This is a genomic window from Streptomyces sp. a15, from assembly GCF_059026085.1.
In genome coordinates, this window is sequence record NZ_JBWLKM010000010.1 from 1 (window position 1) to 21,386 (window position 21,386).

The 21,386-nt window shown below is 71.1% G+C and carries 19 protein-coding genes; 10 read left to right on the top strand and 9 right to left on the bottom strand.

Annotated elements, in window-relative coordinates:
- Positions 1–270 precede the first annotated feature (270 nt).
- Positions 271–546 (top strand): DUF1876 domain-containing protein, encoded by a 276-nt coding sequence (locus tag AC5P09_RS13130; protein WP_493874040.1) that lies wholly within the window; start codon positions 271–273, stop codon positions 544–546.
- 26 nt (positions 547–572) lie between these two features.
- Here the strand turns inward: AC5P09_RS13130 and AC5P09_RS13135 are convergent, their stop codons facing one another.
- The 6 genes from AC5P09_RS13135 to AC5P09_RS13160 form a co-directional block, all read right to left on the bottom strand.
- Positions 573–1,748 carry a serine hydrolase domain-containing protein gene (locus AC5P09_RS13135; protein ID WP_493874041.1) on the bottom strand — a complete coding sequence of 392 codons (1,176 nt, stop codon included), beginning with the start codon at positions 1,746–1,748 and terminating at the stop codon, positions 573–575.
- Positions 1,749–1,816: 68 nt separating this feature from the next.
- Positions 1,817–2,281 carry an organic hydroperoxide resistance protein gene (locus AC5P09_RS13140; RefSeq protein ID WP_266438261.1) on the bottom strand — a complete coding sequence of 155 codons (465 nt, stop codon included), beginning with the start codon at positions 2,279–2,281 and terminating at the stop codon, positions 1,817–1,819.
- Positions 2,282–2,402: 121 nt separating this feature from the next.
- Positions 2,403–2,873: a MarR family winged helix-turn-helix transcriptional regulator gene (locus AC5P09_RS13145; protein WP_493874042.1), complete on the bottom strand. Its 471-nt coding sequence runs from the start codon at positions 2,871–2,873 to the stop codon at positions 2,403–2,405.
- A gap of 10 nt (positions 2,874–2,883) precedes the next feature.
- The gene (locus tag AC5P09_RS13150; RefSeq protein WP_493874043.1) at positions 2,884–3,663 is read right to left on the bottom strand and encodes an energy-coupling factor ABC transporter ATP-binding protein; all 780 of its coding nucleotides are present in this window, start codon (positions 3,661–3,663) and stop codon (positions 2,884–2,886) included.
- Complete coding sequence (gene cbiQ / locus AC5P09_RS13155) at positions 3,639–4,400, bottom strand: cobalt ECF transporter T component CbiQ (RefSeq protein WP_493874044.1); 762 nt, start codon at positions 4,398–4,400, stop codon at positions 3,639–3,641. Before cbiQ ends, AC5P09_RS13150 begins: the two co-directional genes overlap by 25 nt.
- A gap of 1 nt (position 4,401) precedes the next feature.
- Entirely contained in the window at positions 4,402–5,445 is a 1,044-nt protein-coding gene (locus AC5P09_RS13160) for an energy-coupling factor ABC transporter permease (protein WP_493874045.1), read from the bottom strand.
- A gap of 179 nt (positions 5,446–5,624) precedes the next feature.
- Here AC5P09_RS13160 and AC5P09_RS13165 point away from each other — a divergent pair, with 179 nt between their 5' ends.
- The gene (locus AC5P09_RS13165) at positions 5,625–5,999 is read left to right on the top strand and encodes an SsgA family sporulation/cell division regulator (RefSeq protein ID WP_493874046.1); all 375 of its coding nucleotides are present in this window, start codon (positions 5,625–5,627) and stop codon (positions 5,997–5,999) included.
- On the opposite strand, the gene AC5P09_RS13170 is transcribed toward AC5P09_RS13165, so the two are convergent.
- The 3 genes from AC5P09_RS13170 to AC5P09_RS13180 all read right to left on the bottom strand — a co-directional run bounded on the left by AC5P09_RS13170 (position 5,976) and on the right by AC5P09_RS13180 (position 11,309).
- Positions 5,976–7,655, bottom strand: a complete 1,680-nt coding sequence (locus tag AC5P09_RS13170) for a penicillin-binding transpeptidase domain-containing protein (RefSeq protein WP_493874047.1) — start codon at positions 7,653–7,655, stop codon at positions 5,976–5,978. The genes AC5P09_RS13165 and AC5P09_RS13170 overlap by 24 nt on opposite strands.
- Before the next feature lie 96 nt (positions 7,656–7,751).
- On the bottom strand, positions 7,752–9,392 hold the full coding sequence (locus tag AC5P09_RS13175; protein WP_493874048.1) for a penicillin-binding transpeptidase domain-containing protein: 1,641 nt from the start codon (positions 9,390–9,392) through the stop codon (positions 7,752–7,754).
- A 174-nt stretch (positions 9,393–9,566) separates the two neighbouring features.
- Positions 9,567–11,309 carry a dolichyl-phosphate-mannose--protein mannosyltransferase gene (locus AC5P09_RS13180; RefSeq protein WP_493874049.1) on the bottom strand — a complete coding sequence of 581 codons (1,743 nt, stop codon included), beginning with the start codon at positions 11,307–11,309 and terminating at the stop codon, positions 9,567–9,569.
- A 63-nt stretch (positions 11,310–11,372) separates the two neighbouring features.
- Between AC5P09_RS13180 and rsmI the strand changes: the two genes are divergently transcribed.
- The 8 genes from rsmI (at position 11,373) to AC5P09_RS13220 (ending at position 21,372) form a co-directional block, all read left to right on the top strand.
- Complete coding sequence (gene rsmI / locus AC5P09_RS13185) at positions 11,373–12,230, top strand: 16S rRNA (cytidine(1402)-2'-O)-methyltransferase (RefSeq protein ID WP_493874050.1); 858 nt, start codon at positions 11,373–11,375, stop codon at positions 12,228–12,230.
- Positions 12,231–12,516: 286 nt separating this feature from the next.
- The gene (locus AC5P09_RS13190; RefSeq protein ID WP_493874051.1) at positions 12,517–12,951 is read left to right on the top strand and encodes a hypothetical protein; all 435 of its coding nucleotides are present in this window, start codon (positions 12,517–12,519) and stop codon (positions 12,949–12,951) included.
- A gap of 46 nt (positions 12,952–12,997) precedes the next feature.
- The gene (locus AC5P09_RS13195; protein WP_493874052.1) at positions 12,998–13,879 is read left to right on the top strand and encodes a TatD family hydrolase; all 882 of its coding nucleotides are present in this window, start codon (positions 12,998–13,000) and stop codon (positions 13,877–13,879) included.
- A gap of 141 nt (positions 13,880–14,020) precedes the next feature.
- A complete protein-coding gene (locus AC5P09_RS13200; protein ID WP_493874053.1) occupies positions 14,021–15,415 on the top strand; it encodes a resuscitation-promoting factor in 1,395 nt (464 codons plus the stop codon).
- 94 nt (positions 15,416–15,509) lie between these two features.
- Entirely contained in the window at positions 15,510–16,415 is a 906-nt protein-coding gene (gene rsmA / locus AC5P09_RS13205) for a 16S rRNA (adenine(1518)-N(6)/adenine(1519)-N(6))-dimethyltransferase RsmA (RefSeq protein ID WP_493874054.1), read from the top strand.
- Positions 16,412–17,308: a 4-(cytidine 5'-diphospho)-2-C-methyl-D-erythritol kinase gene (locus AC5P09_RS13210; RefSeq protein WP_493874055.1), complete on the top strand. Its 897-nt coding sequence runs from the start codon at positions 16,412–16,414 to the stop codon at positions 17,306–17,308. The genes rsmA and AC5P09_RS13210 overlap by 4 nt, the downstream gene beginning before the upstream one ends.
- A 298-nt stretch (positions 17,309–17,606) precedes the next feature.
- Positions 17,607–19,415: an ABC-F family ATP-binding cassette domain-containing protein gene (locus AC5P09_RS13215; protein WP_493874056.1), complete on the top strand. Its 1,809-nt coding sequence runs from the start codon at positions 17,607–17,609 to the stop codon at positions 19,413–19,415.
- Positions 19,416–19,608: 193 nt separating this feature from the next.
- Positions 19,609–21,372: an outer membrane protein assembly factor BamB family protein gene (locus tag AC5P09_RS13220; RefSeq protein ID WP_493874057.1), complete on the top strand. Its 1,764-nt coding sequence runs from the start codon at positions 19,609–19,611 to the stop codon at positions 21,370–21,372.
- Positions 21,373–21,386 lie beyond the last annotated feature (14 nt).

Sequence of the window (21,386 nt, forward strand, 5' to 3'; positions counted from 1 at the left end):
CGTGGAGCCGACCGTAAGACCCGCGCCACCCGCACCCGCCGCAAGACGAGTGCGGGGCGGGCAGGTGGCGCAACCCTGCCGCAGCAGCGGCAGACGGAAGCGAGAGACCGTCCTCAAGCCGAAGCCCTCACGCTTTGGTGATGTGACGGACCTTTCGGGCCGAAATGCCTGGAATGCTGAGAGCCGCTTAGGCTCTAAGCAACGGAGCCCGACTAGTCGCGAACGGGCTGAAGGAGCACCCTGGAATCAGGTCTTCCGGAGGTGATCGTCATGATGCACACCGCTGTGGGATGGCACATCGAGCTCGAGTTCCAGGAGGATGACTCGCACACACGGGCGGCCGCGATGGTGCGCCTGCCCGACGGCACGGAAGTACGCACGCGAGGACACGCCACCCGCCACCACACCGACGCGAATCAGCCGAGGGTGGGGGAGGAGGTCGCCGCCGCCCGCGCTTTGAACGAACTGGCCATGCAGCTGCTGACCAAGGCGCACGGCGAGATCGACCAGGCGTCCGGCCGGACCTCCCACCCGATCCACGTCTGAGCCGCGTTTGAGCCGCGTTTGAGCCGCTATGGCCCTACGACGACGCTCCGCACCGCCCTGACCAGCGCCTGCGCCCGCGGGTCGGCCGTCACGGTCTTGCGGAAGCCGTTCGTCACATAGCCGAGGGCGATGCCGGTCTCCGGGTCGGCGAAGCCGAGGGAGCCGCCGCGGCCCGGGTGGCCGAAGGAACCCGGGCCGAGGAGCGGTGACGCGCTGCCGTGCAGCATGTAGCCGAGGCCGAAGCGGGTGCTGACGACGAGGACGCGGTCGGGGCCCGCCGATTCCTCGGCCCGGGCCGCCTCCATGGTGGCCGGGTCGAAGAGACGGATGCCGTCGACCTCGCCGATCAGGGCGGCGTAGACGCGGGCGAGGCCGTCGGCGGTCGCGATGCCGTTGGTGGCGGGCAGGGCGGCCGCCCGGTACGCCGGGGCGTTCTGGTCGGGGAAGGGGGTGATCGCGGCGAAGGCGCGGCGGGTGAGGGAGTCCGGGTCGGCGTAGGCCTCGGTGACCGCGCGCTTCGGGCGCACGCGCAGGGCGGCCCCGGTGGCGGGCTCCGGTGTCTCGAGGCGGCCCACCCGGCCCGTCCGGCCGGCGGCTTCCTCGGCTTCCGGCAGGCCCAGCCACAGGTCGGCGCCCAGCGGACCGGCGATCTGCGCCGCGATCCACTCGCCGGCCCACCGGCCGGTCACGCGCCGCACCAGTTCGTCCAGCATCCAGCCGTACGTCAGCGCGTGGTAGCCGTGGCCGGTGCCGGGCTCCCAGACGGGGGCCTGGGCGGCGACCGCCTCGGCGCCGCGCGCCGGGTTCAGCGCCTCCTCGGGCGTGAGCGGACGGTCCAGGACCGGGAGGCCGGCACGGTGGTTCAGTACGTGCCTGACCCGTACCCGTTCCTTGCCGCGCGCCTTGAACTCGGGCCAGTACTCGCCCACGGGCGCGTCCAGGTCGAGCAGCCCGCGCTGGTGCAGCAGCAGCGGTACGGCGGCGGCGACGCCCTTGGTCGCCGAGCGCACGATCTGCGCGGTGCCGCGCCGCCAGGGCTCGGTGCCGTCGACGTCCCTGGTACCGGCCCACAGGTCGACGACCCGGTGCCCGTCCCGGTAGACGGCCAGGGCCGCGCCCCGGTCCCCGAGCGTCTCGAAGTTCCGTACGAACGCTTCCCTGACCGGCTCGAAGCCCTCGGCGACTGTGCCGTTCACGTCCACGTGCGTACTCCTCGTCTCGCCGGGTGCGTCTCGCCGGGTTCGTCTCGCTCCGGGGTCTCCCCCTCCCCTCAGCCAAGCAGGATCGTCACGTCGATGTTCCCGCGGGTCGCGTTCGAGTACGGGCAGACCTCGTGCGCCGCGTCCACCAGCTTCGCCGCGATGTCCGCGTCGAGGACCGGGAGCGAGACGCTGAGGGCGACCGCGAGGCCGTAGCCGCGCTGCTTGTTGGGGCCGAGGCCGACCTTCGCGGCGACCGTGGAGCCGGTCAGGTCGTAGCCCGACCGGCGGCCGACCAGCACCAGCGCGTTGTGGAAGCAGGAGCTGTAGCCGGCCGCGAACAGCTGCTCCGGGTTGGTGCCGTTGCCGTCCCCGCCGAGTTCCGGCGGCATCGCGACCTTCAGCTCGATCTGCCCGTCCTGACTGGTGACATAGCCGTCCCTGCCGCCGTGCGCGGTGGCCTCGGCGACGTACACGATCTTCGTCGGACGGGTGTCGACGGAGACGGCGGTGCTTTCGACGGTCTCTTCGATCACGGCAGAACCTCCCCCAGCAAGTACATCGTGCACAAGGTACCGGCCAGTAGCAGTGCCTTCCGCGACCGGGGGCGGCAACCGCGGGTAACGCGATGTCAGCGGGGTGAGGTCAGGGACGATGTCAGCGGGCGCGCGCCGCCGCGGCCTCCGCCCGGTCCGCGAGCCGCCACAACTCCTCGCGCAACCGCGCGCCCTCCGCGCCCTCCAGCTCCGTCGCCGTGAGCAGGGCGCCGGGTACGCGCGCCGCGCGCTCCTTGAGTTCCTCGCCGCGTCCCGTGCACGCGATCAGCACCGAGCGCTCGTCGCTCTCCGAGCGCTCCCGGCGCACGAGCCCCGCGCTCTCCAGCCGTTTGAGCAACGGCGACACCGTGCCGTAGTCCAGGCGCAGCGCGCCCGCGAGTTCCTTGACCGTGATCTCGCCGCGCTCCCACAGCACCAGCAGCACGAGGTACTGCGGGTAGGTGAGGCCGAGGTCCTCCAGGAGCGGCCGGTACGCGGCCGTCACCGCGCGCTGGGCGGCGTACAGCGCGAAGCACAGCTGGTCGTCCAGCAGCAGCGAGCCCTCGACACCGGCGTCCTCTTGGTTCGTCACGCGCCCATTGTCAGGGACGGCTCTCGATCGCCGGCACCGAACGCGGATCGAAACCGAACGGCAGCTCCAGCCGGTGCGCGCGCATCAGCGCGTCGTCGGCGAGGAGCTCGGCCGTCTTCCCGTCGGCGGCGATGGTGCCGTCGCTCAGGATCAGGGAGCGTGGGCACAGTTCCAGGGCGTAGGGCAGGTCGTGGGTGACCATGAGGACGGTCACGTCCAACGACCGCAGGATGTCGGCCAGTTCGCGGCGGGAGGCGGGGTCGAGGTTGGATGAGGGCTCGTCGAGGACGAGGATCTCCGGCTCCATCGCCAGCACGGTCGCGACCGCCACCCGGCGCCGCTGCCCGAAGGAGAGGTGGTGCGGGGGCCGCTCGGCGAAGTCCTGCATGCCGACCCGCCGCAGCGCCACCAGCACCCGTTCCTCCAGCTCCGGCCCCTTCAGCCCGGCCGCCGCCGGACCGAACGCCACGTCCTCGCGCACGGTCGGCATGAAGAGCTGGTCGTCCGGGTCCTGGAAGACGATGCCGACCTTGCGCCGGATCTCGGCCATGTGCTGCCTGCCGACGGGCAGCCCGGCGACCCGCACCGTGCCGGTGCCGCCGCTCAGGATGCCGTTGAGGTGCAGCACCAGGGTCGTCTTGCCGGCGCCGTTCGGCCCGAGCAGCGCGACCCGTTCGCCGCGCGCGATGGAGAAGTCCACGCCGAACAGCGCCTGGTGTCCGTCGGGATAGGCGAAGGCGAGGCCCGAGACCTCGAGAGAAGCGGTCACAGCGTCCATCCCAGCAGACATACGACGAGAGCGGCGAACGGGAGGGCCAGCGCGTACGACCACTGCGCCCGGGACGCGGTCACCTCGTCGATGACCGGCATCGAGCCGGCGTACCCGCGGCTGATCATGGCGAGGTGCACGCGCTCGCCGCGTTCGTAGGAGCGGATGAAGAGGGCGCCGGCGGACTTGGCGAGCACGCCCCAGTGCTTGACGCCGCTCGCCTCGAAGCCCCGCGACTCCCGGGCGATCCGCATCCGCCGCATCTCGTCCGCGATGACGTCGCCGTACCGGATCATGAAGGAGGCGATCTGCACGAGCAGCGGCGGGAGTCTGAGCCGTTGCAGGCCGAGGAGCAGTTCGCGCAGTTCCGTCGTCGAAGCCAGCAGCACCGATGCGGCGACGCCCAGGGTGCCCTTGGCGAGCACGTTCCAGGCGCCCCACAGGCCGCTCACGCTCAGCTGGAGGCCCAGCACCTCGACCCGCTCGCCCTCCGCCACGAACGGCATCAGCACCGCGAAGGCGACGAACGGGACCTCGATCAGCAGCCGCTTGAGCAGGAAACCGGCGGGCACGCGGGCCGCGTACGCGACACACGCCAGCAGGACGGCGTACAGGCCGAACGCCCACATCGCTTCCCGCGGGGTCGACACCACGACCACCACGAAGGCGAAGGTCGCCGCGAGTTTGGTGTGCGGCGGCAGGCCGTGCACGGGGGAGTGCCCGTGCCGGTAGAGCCTGTGCGCGTGCCCGGCGCCCACGTCAGACGCCCGTGCTCACGGGAGAGGTGTCGTCGGTACGGCGCCTGCGCACCGCCCAGAAGACCGCGCTGCCCGCGACGACCGTGACACCCACGCCGATGACGCCCGCCAGCCCCCCGGACAGGCGGGCGTCATCGACATCCTTGACGCCGTAGTCGGCGAGCGGGGAGTCCGCGTTCGCGTGCTCCTCGGCCTTCGCGTCGATGCCCTTGTCGGCGGCGACCTTCTCCAGGCCGTCGGGGTTCGCGGAGGCGTAGAAGCTGACGAACCCGGCGAGGACGAGGGAGGTGACCAGGCCGGCCGCCCACACCTTGCGGTGGGACCGGGCGGCGACAGGCACCGGTTCGGCGTCCGGTACGTCGACCAGCTCGCCGTTGACCCGCAGCTTCAGCTTCTGCTGGAGGCCGCGGGCGCCGTACACGAGGTCCGGGCGGACGGCGATGACGGCGCCGACGGTCAGAGCGGTGATCGCGGCCTCGCCGATGCCGATGAGGATGTGCACGCCGACCATGGCGGTGGCGACCTTGCCGATGGAGACGTCGGTGGTGCCGCCGAGCCAGTAGAGGAAGGTGAAGGCGAGGGCCGCGGTCGGCACGGAGACCAGGGCGGCGACGAAGGAGGCGACGGTGATGGAACGCCGCTTGCGGGGCAGCACCTTCACGAGTCCGCGGAACAGGACGTAGGCCACGACCGTCGTGACGACGCCCATGACCGTGATGTTCACGCCGAGCGCGGTGAGGCCGCCGTCCGCGAACAGGATTCCCTGCATGAGCAGGACCACGGCGATGCACAGGACCCCTGTGTAGGGGCCGACGAGTATCGCCGCGAGGGCGCCGCCGAGCAGATGTCCGCTGGTCCCCGCGGCGACGGGGAAGTTCAGCATCTGCACGGCGAAGATAAACGCAGCCACCAGGCCGGCCAGCGGCGCGGTGCGTTCGTCCAGTTCGCGGCGGGCTCCGCGCAGGCTCACCGCGACGGCGGCCGCGGCGACCGCTCCGGTCGCTACGGATATGGGGGCGTCGATGAATCCGTCAGGCACATGCACCGTTCGATGATAGTGGCTTGTTGCGAACGGCTTGCAAGAGAGACGCAGAACGAACAGCCAGGAGCGGTCACGAGCAAGCTGTACGGCTCCAGGGGCGGAATCCGGGAAATATGCGACGCTGGAGGGGGAGTGGATGCACAGCTTCCGCACAGGTTACACAGCGTGAGAGGCCCGTCACGATGTCTGTAGTCGAACAGTACGCGCGAGCCCACATCGTTTCGGACGCGGACATCGTGGAGGACGAGGCGGTCCCGGTGATCCTGCGCTACGACCCCGAGACCGACCCGCGCTCGGTCAGGGTCGGGCTTCCCAGCACCCACGACGAGTGGACCTTCTCGCGCTCGCTCCTCGAACAGGGCCTGCGGGCACCGGTCGGCAGCGGAGAGGTCCGCGTGTGGCCGTGCGGGCGGGTGCAGGCCGTGGTCGAGTTCCACTCCGCGCAGGGTGTCTCGGTGGTGCAGTTCGAGACGAAGGCGCTGCTCAGGTTCCTGCGGCGGACGTACCTGGCCACGCCCGTGGGACGCGGCGAGTCAGCCGCCCAGCTTCAGCAGTGACGCCACGATCGGGCCGGCCGTCTCGCCGCCGTGTCCGCCCTGCTGCACCACGCCCGCGGCCGCCAGGTCGCCCCGGTACGCGGTGAACCAGCCGTTCGGCTTCTTCTGGCCGTCGACCTCCGCCGAGCCGGTCTTCGCGCCGACGTTCCCGGTGACCCCGGACATCGCCTCGGCCGCCGTACCGTAGGCCGCCGTGTACGCCATCAGCTCCCGCAGCTGGGACAGGGTGCCCGCGGACAGCGTGCGCGAGGCCTTCGCCAGCGTGCGGTCGTCGACCGTCGGGGACACCAGGTAGGGCTGCTTGAAGCTGCCGGACTCGATGGTCGCCGACACCGACGCCATGTTCAGCGGATTCATCCGGACCCCGCCCTGCCCGATGAGCGAGGCCGCCATCTGGGCCGCGCTCTGCACCGGCACCGAGCCGTCGAAGGACGACACGCCGATCGCCCAGTTGTTGAGCCCCAGGCCGAACACCTGTTGGGCCTGCTTGGTCAGGTCGTCGTTCTCCAGATCGGGCGCCTGGCTGATGAAGGCCGTGTTGCAGGAGCGGGCGAAGCTCGCCTTGAAGGTGCCGTCCTTGATCTCGAACTTGTCGTCGTTCTGGAACTTCCAGCCGCCGTACGTGAAGTACTTCGGGCACGGATGCGGCTTGTCCGCCGACGCCAGGCCCTTGTCGATCAGCAGCGTGGAGGTGATGACCTTCATCGTGGAGCCCGGGGCGAGGGAGCCCTGGAAGGCGGTGTTGAAGCCGTGGGAGGCGTTCGCGACGGCGAGGATCTCGCCGGTGGAGGGGCGCATGACGACGACCGACGACCGCGCCTTCTTGGCCACCTGAGTCTCCGCAGCCGCCTGGAGCCTGGGGCTCAGGGTCGTCTTCACGGTGCCCGGCGTGCCCTTGCTCAGCTCGAGCAGGGTCTTGTCGGATGCCTTCGACGATTTCGCGGACTTGGCGCGGACGACCCGCAGCTCGATGCCCGCCTTGCCGCCGGCCGTCTTGCCGTACTTCTCGCGCAGCCCGTCGAGGACCAGGCCCAGCGACGGGTACTTCGCCGCGGTCAGCTCGCCCCCGTCCCGGTCGACCGCCTTGATCGGCGGGGTCCCGGACTCGCCGGTGACCAGGGTGTCGCCGTCCTGGAGGTCGGGGTGGAGGACGGCGGAGTGCCAGTCGACGACGGGCTTTCCGTCGGTGGTGCCGCGGACAACCGTCAGCGCGCTGTCGTACGTCAGCGGCTTCTCGACGCCCTTGTACGACACCGTGCCCTTCACGGAGAAGGGCACCTTGTCGCCGGTGCGGGCGCCCGGGGTGAGCGTGACGCCCTTGATGTGGGCGTCCTTGGTGTAGCCGGTCAGCGAGGTGGTGGCCGACTTCGCGTCGTCCGTGGCGGCGGCCGCCGCGGCCACCTTGCCCTGCTGCCAGGCCGTGAGGAAGGTCTGCGCGGCGGTGGTGACCTCGGTCGCCGAGAGGGGGCCGGACGGGATGTCCTTCGCCTTCTCGCCGGCGGACGTCGTCTGCGTCCGGTCGTCGGCCGCCGCCCCGCCGCCGTACAGCGCGTAGACGCCGAAGCCGGCGCCGCCGACGACCACGGCGATCATCCCGCCGATCACGGCGGGCTTGGTCTTCCGTCGTCGCTCGGCGACGCGCCTTCTGTTACCCACAGCTTTCGATCCTCCGCACGATCCCCAGGGTCCCCGTTGCCCTCATTCCACCTCAACGACGACACCACCCTAGGGTCCCGTGCTGTGCGGGTGACTTCAGCCGGCAGCTCGTAGCACAGCTGCGACAATCGGGCCCGCCGCGTCGCCGCCGTGTCCCCCCTGCTGGGTCATGGCCGCTGCCGCCACGTCGTTGCGGAAGCCGGTGAACCAGCTGTCGGACACGGCCTGCCCGTCGACCTCTGCGGAGCCGGTCTTCGCGCCGATGTCCCCGCCGAGCCCCGACATCGCCTCCTGGGCGGTGCCCTGGGTCGCGGTGAGCCGCATCATCTGCTTCAGCTGGGAGGCCGTGTTGTACGGCAGTCCCTTGGCGGTGGCCAGTTGGCGGTCGTCGAGCTTGGGCGAGACCAGGTAGGGCTGGCGGAAGTCGCCGGTGATGGCGGTGGCCGTCACGGAGGCCATGTTCAGCGGGTTCATCTGGACCTGGCCCTGCCCGATCGCGTTGGCCGCGCGGTCCGGGCCGCCGGAGGCGGGGACGCTGCCGTCGAAGGAGACGATGCCGGTCTTCCAGTCCAGGCCGATGCCGAAGCGGGTCTGGGCCTCCGTGGTCAGCGACTCGTCGGTGAGCGGATTCTCGTCGATGAGTTTGATGAAGGCGGTGTTGCAGGACCGCATGAAGCTGTTGGCGAGCGTGGCGTTCAGGTTGGGCTTCATGCCCGTCAGGTTCTTGAAGGTCTGGCTCTGCCACACGGCGGTGTTCTCACAGGGCGCCGGGCCGTTCATCGAGGTCACGCCGTTGTCTATGAGCATCGCGGCAGTGATGATCTTCATCGTGGAGCCGGGCGCGGCCGTGCCCTCGAACGCCGCGTTGAAGGCGTCCTTGCGGTTGTTCGCCACCGCCAGCACCTCACCCGTGCTGGGCTTGACGGCGACGACCGACGACTGGGCGTACTGCTTGACCGCCTTCTCCGCCGCGGCCTGCGCGGTCGCGCTGAGCGTGGTCTCCAGCTTGCCCGCCCTGCCCTTGGCGAGGGTCACCAGCGGGGTGTCGGCGGCGCCCCCTTCCGGGTGCCGGATCACCAGCTCGATGCCCGGGGTGCCGCCGGCCTTGTCGCCGTACTTGCCGCGCAGCGCGTCCAGGACCGGCCCGAGGGAGGGGTACTTCTCCTCCGTCAGCACGGTCCCGTTGCGGTCGACGGCCTCGATCGGCGGGCTCGCCGCCTCCCCGGTGACCAGGGTGTCGTCCCGCTGCAGTTCGGGATGGATCACGGACGGCTGCCAGTCGACCAGCGCCCGCCCGGTGGTGACCCCGCGCACGACGGTCAGCTCGCTCTTGTACGTCAGCGGCTTCGACTTCCCGTCGTACGACACCTTCGCCTTCACGGTGTACGGAACGGTCGCACCGGACGCCGTACCGGGAGTGATCTTCACGTCACCGATGTGGGCGGCCGCGCCGTACGCCGTCAGCAGCGGCTCGGCCGCCGTGTCGTTGTTCGTGTACGCCGCCGCGTCCGCGGCGTCGCCCTTCTCCCAGGCCGCGAAGAACTTGGCGGTCGTCTCCTTGACCTCGTCCGCGCTCGGCGGCCCGCTCTTGACCGGTGCCGGCCCGGCGGCCGTGCCCGTCCCGCCGCCCCCGTCCTCGTTCAGCGCGGACACGAAGTTGTACGCCCCGTACCCGGCGCCGCCGACCATCACGGCAAACACACCACCGACGACGGCGGTCTTTACCCCCTTGCCCATTACGGCGCTTCCCCTCCCCCTTGTGCCTTCCACGCATCTTCTGAACGCGTTCAGAAAGGCTGCCAACGGGTCGCACTCTATGCGGAAGGTGTGGCTGCTGTAACGGATGTTTCCCTTTTGTTGAGCGAATGTGGCGAGGTCTGTGACTAAGTACTCCGGCTGCTCACGGGCCGGCTAGACCCATGTGTCCAGCCACATCCGCGACCGCCACTCGTCTATCGGGATGGCGGTGCCGGTGTACAGGGGCCAGAAGTAGATGAAGTTCCAGGCGATCAGCAGGACCAGGACGCCCGCACCCGTGGCGCCCGCCACCCGGCGGGTGTCGCTGGAGCCCGGCGGGCCGATGATCGCGCCGAGGAGCATGGCGACGGCCAGGCAGAGGAACGGGACGAAGACGATCGTGTAGAAGAAGAAGATCGTGCGGTCCTGGTAGAGGAACCAGGGCAGGTAACCGGCCGCGATACCGCAGGCGATCGCGCCGGCCCGCCAGTCGCGGCGGAAGAACCAGCGCCACAGGACGTACAGGATCGCGAAGCAGGCCACCCACCACAGCAGCGGTGTGCCGATGGCGAGGACCTCGCGGGCGCACTTCTCGCCGGCGTCCGTGGGGCAGCCGTCCTTGCCGGGGGCGGGGGACTCGTAGAAGTACGAGACCGGGCGGCCGGAGACGATCCAGCTCCACGGGTTGGACTGGTAGGTGTGCGGCGAGGAGAGGTTGATGTTGAACTTGTAGACCTCGTGCTCGTAGTGCCACAGGCTGCGCCACCAGTCGGGGAAGAGCCAGGTCCAGCTGCCGCCCTTGCCGTCGGTCGCGGCCCAGTTGCGGTAGTAGCCGCCGCTGCCGTTGGCGGGGGAGAGGATCCAGCCCAGCCAGGACAGGACGTACGTGGCGATCGCGACCGGCACGGTGGCCAGGAACGCGAAGCCGACGTCGCGCCTGAGCACCGCCGCGTACGGGCGGCCCGCGCCCGCGACCTTGCGGGAGCCGACGTCCCACAGCACGGCCAGCACGCAGAAGAAGACCAGGACGTACAGGCCGTTCCACTTCGTGCCGATCGCCAGGCCCATCATCAGACCCGCCAGCCAGCGCCAGGGGCGCCACCCGAAGCGGGTGGTCTCCGCGATGTGCGCGTCGGGGCGGACCCGGCCGTCGGCGTCGGCCGGAAGGGCGGCGGCGAGTTTCTCGCGCGCCCGGTCGCGGTCGATCAGCAGACAGCCGAACGCGGCCAGCACGAAGAACATCAGCACACCGTCGAGCAGCGAGGTGCGGGCCATCACGAACGCCAGGCCGTCCACCGCCATCAGCGCGCCGGCCAGACAGCCGAGGAACGTCGAGCGGAACAGACGGCGGCCGATCCGGCACAGCATCAGGATCGCCAGGGTGCCGAGCAGGGCGGTCATGAACCGCCAGCCGAAGGGGTTGAACCCGAAGATCAGCTCCCCGAGCCCGATGACGTACTTGCCGACCGGCGGGTGCACGACGTAGGCCGCGTCCGTCGGGATCGGGACGTTCCCGTTGTTCGACAGGATCAGGTCGTTGACGTTCTTGTCCCAGTTGACCTCGTACCCGCGGTGCACGAGCGCCCACGCGTCCTTCGCGTAGTACGTCTCGTCGAATATCACCGCCTTCGGGCTGCCCAGGTTCCAGAACCGGATGACGCCCGCGAACAGCGTCACCAGCAGTGGACCGCCCCACGCCGACCAGCGGCCGATCCGCCCGGCGAACTCCTTCGACACCCCGAGGACCTGCCACAGCCGAGGGCTGGGCTCGACGTACGGCGGCACCAGGCGGTCGCGTACGTCGCCTCTGGGCGCCGCCGCATAGCCGAAACGGCGCAGCCGCTGCTGCCACGACGGCCGCTGGTCCTGAAGGGCCTGCTCCTGCCGGGTGTCCATGGAGGACGCGGTACTGGTCACCGCGCCATCGTAGGGAACGGCGCTGTGTGAGTCCCGTGCTTGGGCCCCTGCGAGGATGGAAACGTGACAGTTGCGCCCGGAACCCTGGTCCTTGCCGGTACTCCCATCGGCGACATCTCCGATGCCCCGCCCCGTCTTGCCGAGGAGCTGGCCGGGGCCGACGTCGTCGCCGCGGAGGACACGCGGCGCCTGCGCCGGCTGACGCAGGCGCTGGGGGTGACGCCCAAGGGGAGGGTTCTTTCGTACTTCGAGGGCAACGAGGCCGCCCGTACGCCGGAGCTGGTCGAGGAGTTGGTGAAGGGCGCGCGTGTGTTGCTCGTCACGGACGCCGGGATGCCCTCGGTCTCCGACCCCGGGTACCGGCTCGTGGCCGCCGCCGTCGAGAAGGACATCCGGGTCACTGCCGTACCCGGACCGTCCGCCGTGCTCACCGCGCTCGCGCTGTCCGGGCTGCCCGTCGACCGCTTCTGCTTCGAGGGGTTCCTGCCGCGGAAGGCCGGCGAACGGCTGTCCCGGCTGCGGGAGGTCGCCGAGGAGCGGCGCACCCTCGTCTACTTCGAGGCCCCGCACCGGCTCGACGACACCCTCGCCGCGATGGCCGAGGTGTTCGGCACCGACCGGCGGGCCGCCGTCTGCCGGGAGCTGACCAAGACGTACGAGGAGGTCAGGCGCGGCGGGCTGGGCGAGCTGGCCGCGTGGGCGGCTCAGGGCGTACGCGGGGAGATCACCGTCGTGGTGGAGGGGGCGCCGGAGCGCGGCCCCGAGGAACTCGACGCCGCGGAGCTGGTGCGGCGGGTGCGGGTGCGCGAGGAGGCGGGGGAGCGGCGCAAGGAGGCCATCGCCGCGGTGGCCGCCGACGCGGGGCTGCCCAAGCGGCAGGTGTTCGACGCGGTGGTGGCGGCGAAGAACGCGGGGGCGTGATCGCCTTGGACGGGGGCGTGAACGCCTTGGACCGGGGGGCGTGAAACTCCTTCTGAGCAGGGCGTATCTCCGCTGAGCGGGCGCCCCGGTGGTGCGCCCCATGGGTGCGTAAAGAGTCAGCTCAAAAGGCAAAGCCGGGAGCGGGTCAACGGGGCAGTAGGGCAAGGGACGCCCAAATCGCCGCCAACAGTCGACAGGTCTGCTGCCTTCATGCCCGCCGAGGCGTCCACTGGGTTGAAGAGGACGTACCCGTCCCAGTCGTCCCCAGCGGACACCAGGAGCTGGCATGAGTGAGATCGCAGGGCAGACGCAGAACGGCCTCCGCGCCGGCGCGACCGCCGTCGTCCACGAGTCGTATTCCTTCGCCTGCATGCGCTGCGGGCACGGGTGGGAGCAGTCGTACGAGATAGAGCACCACGTGGACGCCGACGACCACGAGTTCGTGCTCTACGTGGCGGACGGCCAGGTGGTGCCCTCCCCGCTCTCCCGGCCCACGTGCACCAACTGCGACAACCACGTCGTACGGATCATGCGGCCGGGCCGGGTCGCCTCGGCCCGCGACGCGGCGCACCGGCAGCACCGCATGCCGCCCGCCGGACCGGTGGAGGCGCCGGTGGGCGAAGGTGAGCAGCGCGAAGGTGAGCAGCAAAGGGAGCAGGGGGAGGGCCATCACTGGCACCTGTCCGATCTCCTGCACCCGTTCCAGCGCAGGGCGAGCTGAGCTGATCGCCGGCCGAGGCCGCGTGCCCCTTTCGTAGGATCGGGGCATGCCTTCGAACGCCGCCGACAAGAACGCCGCCCCGCCGCTCCCGGAACCCCTCCGGGTGCCGGTCGCCGACTCCCACACCCACCTCGACATGCAGTCGGGGACCGTGGAGGAGGGGCTCGCGAAAGCCGCGTCGGTGGGCGTGACCACGGTCGTGCAGGTCGGCTGCGACGTGGCCGGCTCCCGGTGGGCGGCCGAGACGGCCGCGCGGTACGACGCCGTCCACGCGACCGTCGCCCTGCACCCCAACGAGGCCCCGCGGATCGTCCACGGTGACCCTGACGGCTGGTCCCGGCAGGGCGCGCGCACGCCGGGCGGAGACGCGGGCCTCGACGAGGCGCTCGTCGAGATCGACCGGCTGGCCGGGCTGGAGCAGGTCAAGGGCGTCGGCGAGACGGGCCTCGACTACTTCCGCACCGGGCCGGAGGGCAAGGAAGCGCAGGAGAGGTCGTTCCGCGCCCACATCGAGATCGCCAAGCGGCACGGCAAGGCCCTGGTCATCCACGACCGCGACGCCCACGCCGACGTGCTGCGCGTGCTGAAGGAAGAGGGCGCCCCCGAACGCACCGTCTTCCACTGCTACTCGGGCGACGCCGAGATGGCCGAGATCTGCGCCGCCGCCGGGTACTTCATGTCCTTCGCCGGCAACGTCACCTTCAAGAACGCCCAGAACCTGCGGGACGCCGTGGCCGTGGCCCCGCCGGAGCTGCTCCTGGTGGAGACCGACGCGCCGTTCCTGACGCCGGTGCCGTACCGCGGACGGCCCAACGCCCCGTATCTCATTCCGGTCACGGTGCGCGCGCTGGCCGCCGTGCGCGGCATGGACGAGGACGCGCTGGCGTCGGCACTCGCCGCCAACACGGCACGCGCGTTCGGCTACTGAGCCGCGACCGTTCCGTTACCGACCCGTCCGAACGCAACTCTGGGTAGCCGCATCGCTTTGGAGAGTGACAGTCGCTCCGCTAGGTTCTGGGGGCCCGATCCGGACCCCTCTGGACCCCTCCGGCCCCTGGAGCGTGTCGGCGTGAGCAACTCGCACTACCAGACGTACGAGACGTACGGCCCGAGCGAGCCGTACACCGACGTGCACAGCGCGCAGACGCTGGCCTATGGCGTGTACGTGGCGCCGACGTCGTACGACGACTTGTATCCGCCGGCCGACGACATGTCCCCGCGCGCTGACGACACGTACGCGCCCGCCTACGAGGCGCGCGAGCCCGGACCGCCGCGGCACAGCGTGCCGGAGCCCGTGCCGGAGCCCGTGGCGGAGGACGGTGGGAACGCGCGGGCCGCGCGCCGGCGCAGGGCCCGGTACGCCGAGCGCTCGGACGGGACCATGCGCCGACTGCTGCCGCAGGCGCTGGTCGTCGCGTTCCTCGCGGGCGGCACCACCGCGTTCGTCGCCAAGGACAAGGCGATCGAGCTCAGCGTCGACGGCACGCCGCGCACCCTGCACACCTTCGCGGACGACGTCACCGAACTGCTCGCCGAGGAAGGCGTGCGGGTCGGCGCGCACGACGTGGTCGCGCCCGCCCCCGACGAGGAACTGGACAGCGGCGACGAGGTCGCGGTGCGCTACGGGCGTCCCGTCCGGCTCACGCTCGACGGGCACCGGCGCGAGGTGTGGACGACGGCGCGCACGGTGGAGGGGGCGCTTCAGCAGATGGGGGTGCGTGCGGAGGGCGCGTATCTGTCCGCCTCGCGCTCCCGGCGCATCGGGCGCGAGGGGCTCGCGCTGGACGTGCGTACCGAGCGGGCCGTGACGGTCATGGCGGACGGCCGGGCGCGCACGATCCGCACCAACGCGGCGACCGTGCGCGAGGTCGTCGAGGAGGCCGGGGTCACCCTGCGCGGGCAGGACGCCACGTCCGTCGCGCCGGAGAGCTTCCCGCGCGACGGGCAGACCGTCACCGTGCTGCGGATCACCGGCAGCAAGGAGGTCCGCGACGAGGCGATCCCCTGCGAGGTGCACCGGACCGAGGACCCCTCCCTGTTCCGGGGCACCGAGGTCGTCGAGCGGGCCGGGCAGCCGGGGCTGCGGCGGGTCACCTACTCCCTGCGGACCGTCAACGGCGTCAAGCAGAAGCCGCGGCGGACCCGGACCGAGCTGGTGCGGGAGCCGCGCGCGCAGGTGGTGAAGGTGGGCACGAAGCCGATGCCGACGTCCGTGCAGGGAGCCGACGATCTCAACTGGCAGGGACTTGCGGAGTGTGAGTCCGGGGGGCGGCCGGGCGCGGTCGATTCCTCGGGGACGTACGGCGGGCTCTACCAGTTCGACACCCGGACCTGGCAGAGCCTCGGCGGGAAGGGGCGGCCGCAGGACGCGTCGGCCGCGGAGCAGACGTTCCGGGCGAAGAAGCTGTATGTGCGGCGGGGGACGAGTCCTTGGCCGCACTGTGGGACGCGGCTGCAGGGATGAGGCGCGGCCGGGGCCGACTCGTGCCGCCCCGGCCCCGGCCCCGGCGCCGGGCAAGCCGGCCAGCCACGTCAACCGCGGCCCGTACTCTTGTCCCGTGAGCAGCCCCGCCCCAGACGCCCTCCTCGGGCCCGCCGACGTCCGTGAACTCGCGGCCGCGCTCGGTGTGCGTCCCACCAAGCAGCGCGGCCAGAACTTCGTGATCGACGCGAACACGGTCCGCCGTATCGTCCGCACCGCGGATGTCCGCCCCGACGACACCGTGGTCGAGGTGGGACCGGGACTCGGCTCGCTCACGCTCGCGCTGCTGGAGGCCGCCGACCGGGTCGTCGCCGTCGAGATCGACGACGTGCTCGCCGGGGCGCTGCCCGCGACCGTCGCGGCGCGGATGCCGGACCGGGCCGACCGGTTCGCGCTGGTGCACTCCGACGCGATGCAGGTGCGGGAGCTGCCGGGTGCCGCCCCGACCGCGCTGGTCGCGAACCTGCCGTACAACGTGGCCGTACCGGTCCTGCTGCACATGCTCGAGACCTTCCCGAGCATCGAGCGGACCCTCGTGATGGTCCAGGCGGAGGTGGCCGACCGGCTCGCCGCCCCGCCCGGCTCGAAGGTGTACGGCGTCCCGTCGGTCAAGGCCAACTGGTACGCCGAGGTCAAGCGCGCCGGTGCCATCGGCCGCAAGGTCTTCTGGCCCGCGCCGAACGTCGACAGCGGGCTGGTCTCGCTGGTGCGACGGGCCGAGCCGCTCAAGACGACCGCCTCCCGGCGCGAGGTCTTCGCCGTCGTCGACGCCGCGTTCGCCCAGCGGCGGAAGACCCTGCGGGCCGCGCTCGCCGGCTGGGCGGGATCCGCGGCCGCCGCCGAGGCCGCCCTCGTCGCCGCCGGCGTCTCGCCGCAGGCACGCGGCGAGGCCCTGACGGTGGAGGAGTTCGCGCGGATCGCCGAGGCCGCGTCAACTCGGGGGGCGACCCCCGAACCCCCGAAGGAGCAGGCCGAGCAGTGAGCGTCACCGTCCGCGTCCCCGCCAAGGTCAACGTCCAGCTCGCGGTCGGCGCCGCCCGGCCCGACGGGTTCCACGACCTGGCCAACGTGTTCCTCGCGGTCGGCCTGTACGACGAGGTGACGGTGACCCCGGCCGACGCACTCCGCGTGACCTGCGCGGGGCCGGACGCCGGCCAGGTCCCCCTGGACCGTACGAATCTGGCGGCGCGCGCGGCCGAGGCGCTGGCCCTGCGGTACGGCCGTACGGCGGACGTGCACATCCACATCAACAAGGACATCCCGGTGGCGGGAGGCATGGCGGGCGGGAGCGCGGACGGCGCGGGGGCCCTGCTCGCGTGCGACGCGCTGTGGGGCACGCAGGCCTCCCGCGAGGAACTCCTCGACATCTGCGCCGAGTTGGGCAGTGACGTGCCGTTCAGTCTGGTCGGCGGCGCGGCGCTCGGCACCGGGCGCGGGGAGAAGCTGCGGCTCCTCGATGTGGGTGGCACCTTCCACTGGGTGTTCGCGATGGCGTCGCGCGGGCTGTCGACCCCGGCCGTCTTCCGCGAGTTCGACCGGCTGACGGAGGGGCTCGACATCCCCGAGCCGGTCGCCTCCCAGCCCCTGCTCGACGCCCTCGCCAAGGGCGACCCCGAGGCGCTCGCCGCCGCGGTCTCCAACGACCTCCAGCCCGCCGCCCTCTCCCTCTTCCCCGAACTCGCCGACACCCTCGCGGCCGGGCGGGCCGCGGGTGCCCTGGCGACCCTTGTCTCGGGCTCGGGCCCGACCACGGCCTTCCTCGCGCGCGACGCCGAGCCGGCGGCGAAGGTGGCTCAGGCGCTGCGGACGTCGGGCACGTGCCGGAGCGTACGGACGACTTCAGGGCCGGCGCCGGGGGCCACGGTCACGCGCTGATCCCCGGTGGGGGTGCGCGTTCCTGGGGGCTCCGCCCCCAGACCCCCGGACCTGTGCCCACCCACCACCGGTCTCGGTCTCTTGATTGGTTCACCTCTCATCCAACCGAGTCGGGTGGTGGGTGGGCGAAGGTCCCGGGGGTCCAGGTCCCGGGAGCCCCCTGGTACGGGGTCGAAGGGGCAGAGCCCCTGGAGGATGGGACGGGTAGGGGCGGCGGGGGCGAGAAACCCGGCCGGGAATGACCATCCACCCCGCCGACTACTCTGGAAGGTCGATCGTCCCCCTTGTCAGGAGAGTAATGGCCGTCAATCTGGTCAATGTCGAGAATGTCAGCAAGGTGTACGGCACCCGTGCCCTGCTGGACGGCGTCTCGCTCGGCGTCTCCGAGGGCGACCGCATCGGCGTGGTCGGGCGGAACGGCGACGGCAAGACGACGCTGATCCGGATGCTCGCCAAGCTGGAGGACGCCGACACCGGCCGGGTCACCCACTCCGGCGGCCTGCGGATCGGCGTGCTGACCCAGCACGACTCCCTCGACCCGACGGCGACCGTCCGGCACGAGGTCATCCGGGACATGGCCGACCACGAGTGGGCCGGAAACTCCAAGATCAGGGACGTACTCACCGGGCTGTTCGGCGGGCTCGACCTGCCCGGCTTCCCGCAGGGGCTCGACACCGTCATCGCCCCGCTCTCCGGCGGCGAGCGACGCCGGATCGCGCTCGCCAAGCTGCTTATCGAGGAGCAGGACCTGATCGTCCTGGACGAACCCACCAACCACCTCGACGTCGAGGGCATCGCCTGGCTCGCCCGGCACCTGCGCGAGCGCCGCTCCGCGCTCGTGTGCGTGACCCACGACCGGTGGTTCCTGGACCAGGTCTGCACCCGGATGTGGGACGTGCAGAAGGGCGACGTCTTCGAGTACGAGGGCGGCTACTCCGACTACGTCTTCGCGCGCGCGGAGCGTGAGCGCATCGCCGCCACGGAGGAGACCAAGCGGCAGAACCTGGTCCGCAAGGAGCTGGCATGGCTGCGGCGCGGCGCGCCCGCCCGTACGTCCAAGCCGCGCTTCCGCGTCGAGGCCGCCAACGAGCTCATCGCGGACGTGCCGCCGCCCCGGGACAGCAGCGAGCTGATGAAGTTCGCGTCCTCGCGGCTCGGCAAGACCGTCTTCGACCTGGAGGACGTGACCGTCCAGGCCGGCCCCAAGGTGCTGCTCAAGCACGTGACCTGGCAGCTCGGCCCGGGCGACCGGATCGGCCTCGTCGGGGTGAACGGCGCCGGGAAGACCTCCCTGCTGCGCGCCATGGCCGAGGCCGCGTGGACGCAGGGCGACAAGCAGCCGGTCGGCGGGCGGGTCGCCGTAGGACGGACCGTCAAGCTCGCCTACCTCTCCCAGGAGGTGACCGAACTCGACCCCAAGCTGCGGGTGCTGGAGGCCGTGCAGCAGGTGCGCGAGCGCGTCGACCTCGGCAAGGGGCGCGAGATGACCGCCGGGCAGCTGTGCGAGACGTTCGGCTTCAACAAGGAGAAGCAGTGGACGCCGGTCGGCGACCTGTCCGGCGGTGAGCGGCGCAGGCTGCAGCTGCTGCGGCTGCTGATGGACGAACCCAACGTGCTCTTCCTCGACGAGCCCACCAACGACCTCGACATCGAGACCCTGACCCAGCTGGAGGACGTGCTCGACAGCTGGCCCGGCTCGATGATCGTGATCTCCCACGACCGGTTCTTCGTCGAGCGCACCACCGACCGGGTCTTCGCCCTCCTCGGCGACGCCACGCTGCGGATGCTGCCGCGCGGCATCGACGAGTATCTGGAGCGGCGTCGGCGCATGGAGGAGGCGGCGGCAGCCTCGGCCCCCGCGCCGGTCGCCGACAAGGCCGTACCGGAGAAGAGCGCGGCCGACCAGCGTGCCGCCAAGAAGGAACTCCAGAAGATCGAGCGGCAGTTGGACAAGGTCTCCGAGAAGGAGGCCAGGCTGCACGCGCAGATCGCCGAGAACGCCACGGACTTCGAGAAGGTGGCCAAACTCGACGCCGAACTGCGCGACTTGGCCGGCGAGCGGGACGAACTGGAGCTGCGCTGGCTGGAACTCGCCGACGACGCGTGAAGGGTGCGTGAAGGCGCATAACGGCGGCATCACGGGCCGGTCTTCCCTTGGGAACAGGGGCAGAACCGGCCCGGTGCGTTGTGGTCCCGAGTGATAGAAATGGCCGTCTGAGAACTTTCTGAGTACGACTCTGGGCGCGACACGAACCTCAGGGCGTGGCTAAAAATCAGTGACTGAACGGGGGAACGCGCTGATGACCCAGCCGCCCAACCAGCCGCCGCAGGGTGGCTTCGGAGCACCGCAGGACCAGCCACCACCACAGCAGGGCGGGGGATTCGGGGCCCCGCCACCACCGCAGGCGCCGCCGCAACCCGGTTACGGCTATCCGCAGCAGCCCGCGCCGCCGTCCGGTCCGTACGCCCCGCCGCAGCCCGGCCCCTACGGCCAACCGGGGCCGTACGCACAGCCGCAGCAGCCGGGACCGTACGGCCAGCCGCAGCAGCCGGGACCGTACGCGCAACCGCAGGGGTACGGCTACCCGCCGCAGCCCCAGTACCCGGGCGCGCCCGGCACTCCGCCGCCCGGCTCCGGGAACCGCTTCAAGGGCAAGCCGGCCCTCGTCATCGGTGCCGCCGTGGCCGCGCTGCTCGTCATCGGCGGGACCGTGTTCGCGGTCGCCGGCGGCGGTGACGAGGACAAGAAGCCGACCGCCCAGAAGAGCGACGACCCCAAGCCCTCCGCCTCCGAGTCCCCGATCAACCCCGGCGACGGCAGCGGTGCCGGCGGCGCGGACCCGGAGAACCTCAACGAGGGCCGGAAGGCCGGCGAGGCCAAGGTGCTCTGGTACAAGGAGGCACCCGACGCACCCGGCGACGGAGCCGACGCCCCCGGCATGTGGATCACCGACAAGACCGCGGTGAAGGCGGCGTACAAGCAACTTGTCGCCTACAACGTCGGTGACGGTGCCCCCTCCTGGGACACCATCACCTTCGAGCAGAAGATCTGCGCGGTCACCCCGCAGAAGACGGCCGACAACAAGATCGTCGTCGCGTACATGAACGGCACCAGCGACCGTGCCGAGTGCAACCAGCTCCAGGAGATCGACCTCAACACCGGTGTGAAGGGCTGGACCGGCGAGGTCGAGGACGGCGCGCTGTTCGACAGCACCGCCTCGATCGAGCTGTCCATCACCGGCAAGACCCTGATGGTGGGCCGCTCGCAGTCCGGCACGGCGTACGACGTGAAGACCGGCAAGAAGCTGTTCGACAAGAAGAAGTACGGCACCGCCTGCTTCCCGACCGCCTTCGCGGGCGGCGCCCGGCTGCTCGTCGTCGCCTCCTGCGACGCGAGCAAGACGACCGAGCACGACGAGATGCAGGAGCTGGACCCCAGCACCGGCAAGGTCAAGTGGACCCAGAAGTTCGACAAGGGCTGGACCGTCGAGCACGTGTACTCCGCCGACCCGCTCGTCGTCTACAGCACCAACGACGACAAGAACGCGTGGAACATCTCCACACTCACCGCCACCGGCACCTTCCGCTCGCAGGTCGCCGTCGACGAGGACTTCGCCCCCGAGTGCGGCTGGGGATTCCTCGGCGGTGACCTCCAGGCCTGCGAGGGCGTGGCCGCCGACGCGAACACGCTCTACCTGCCCACCGAGGCGACCACCGGGGCGAACGAGATCGTCGCGATCAACCTCGCCGACGGCAAGGAGAAGTGGCGCGTGAAGTCCCCGGCGGACGAGTCGATGCTGCCGATGAAGACCGAGGGCGGCAGGCTCGTCGCCTATGTGCAGCCGTCGTACGACGCGGGCGGCCGGATCGTCTCGATCCCGACGACCGGCAGCACGCGCACGCCGACGACGCTGCTGCAGATGCCGGAGGGCACCGTGGACATCGAGAGCGGGTTCTACTCCAAGGACATCGACTGGGTCGACGGGCGCTTCTACCTCTCGACCACGCGGCTGGCCGGAGACACCGACAAGAAGGAGAAGTTGATGCTCGCCTACGGCAAGTGACCCTTCTCTTCCGG

Coding starts and splice junctions, on each gene's coding strand:
- AC5P09_RS13220 (WP_493874057.1), top strand. CDS start 19,609: ATGACCCAGCCGCCCAACCAGCCGCCGCAGGGTGGCTTCGGAGCACCG.
- AC5P09_RS13195 (WP_493874052.1), top strand. CDS start 12,998: ATGCCTTCGAACGCCGCCGACAAGAACGCCGCCCCGCCGCTCCCGGAA.
- AC5P09_RS13190 (WP_493874051.1), top strand. CDS start 12,517: ATGAGTGAGATCGCAGGGCAGACGCAGAACGGCCTCCGCGCCGGCGCG.
- AC5P09_RS13215 (WP_493874056.1), top strand. CDS start 17,607: ATGGCCGTCAATCTGGTCAATGTCGAGAATGTCAGCAAGGTGTACGGC.
- AC5P09_RS13150 (WP_493874043.1), bottom strand. CDS start 3,663: ATGTCTGCTGGGATGGACGCTGTGACCGCTTCTCTCGAGGTCTCGGGC.
- AC5P09_RS13175 (WP_493874048.1), bottom strand. CDS start 9,392: ATGGGCAAGGGGGTAAAGACCGCCGTCGTCGGTGGTGTGTTTGCCGTG.
- AC5P09_RS13165 (WP_493874046.1), top strand. CDS start 5,625: ATGTCTGTAGTCGAACAGTACGCGCGAGCCCACATCGTTTCGGACGCG.
- AC5P09_RS13130 (WP_493874040.1), top strand. CDS start 271: ATGATGCACACCGCTGTGGGATGGCACATCGAGCTCGAGTTCCAGGAG.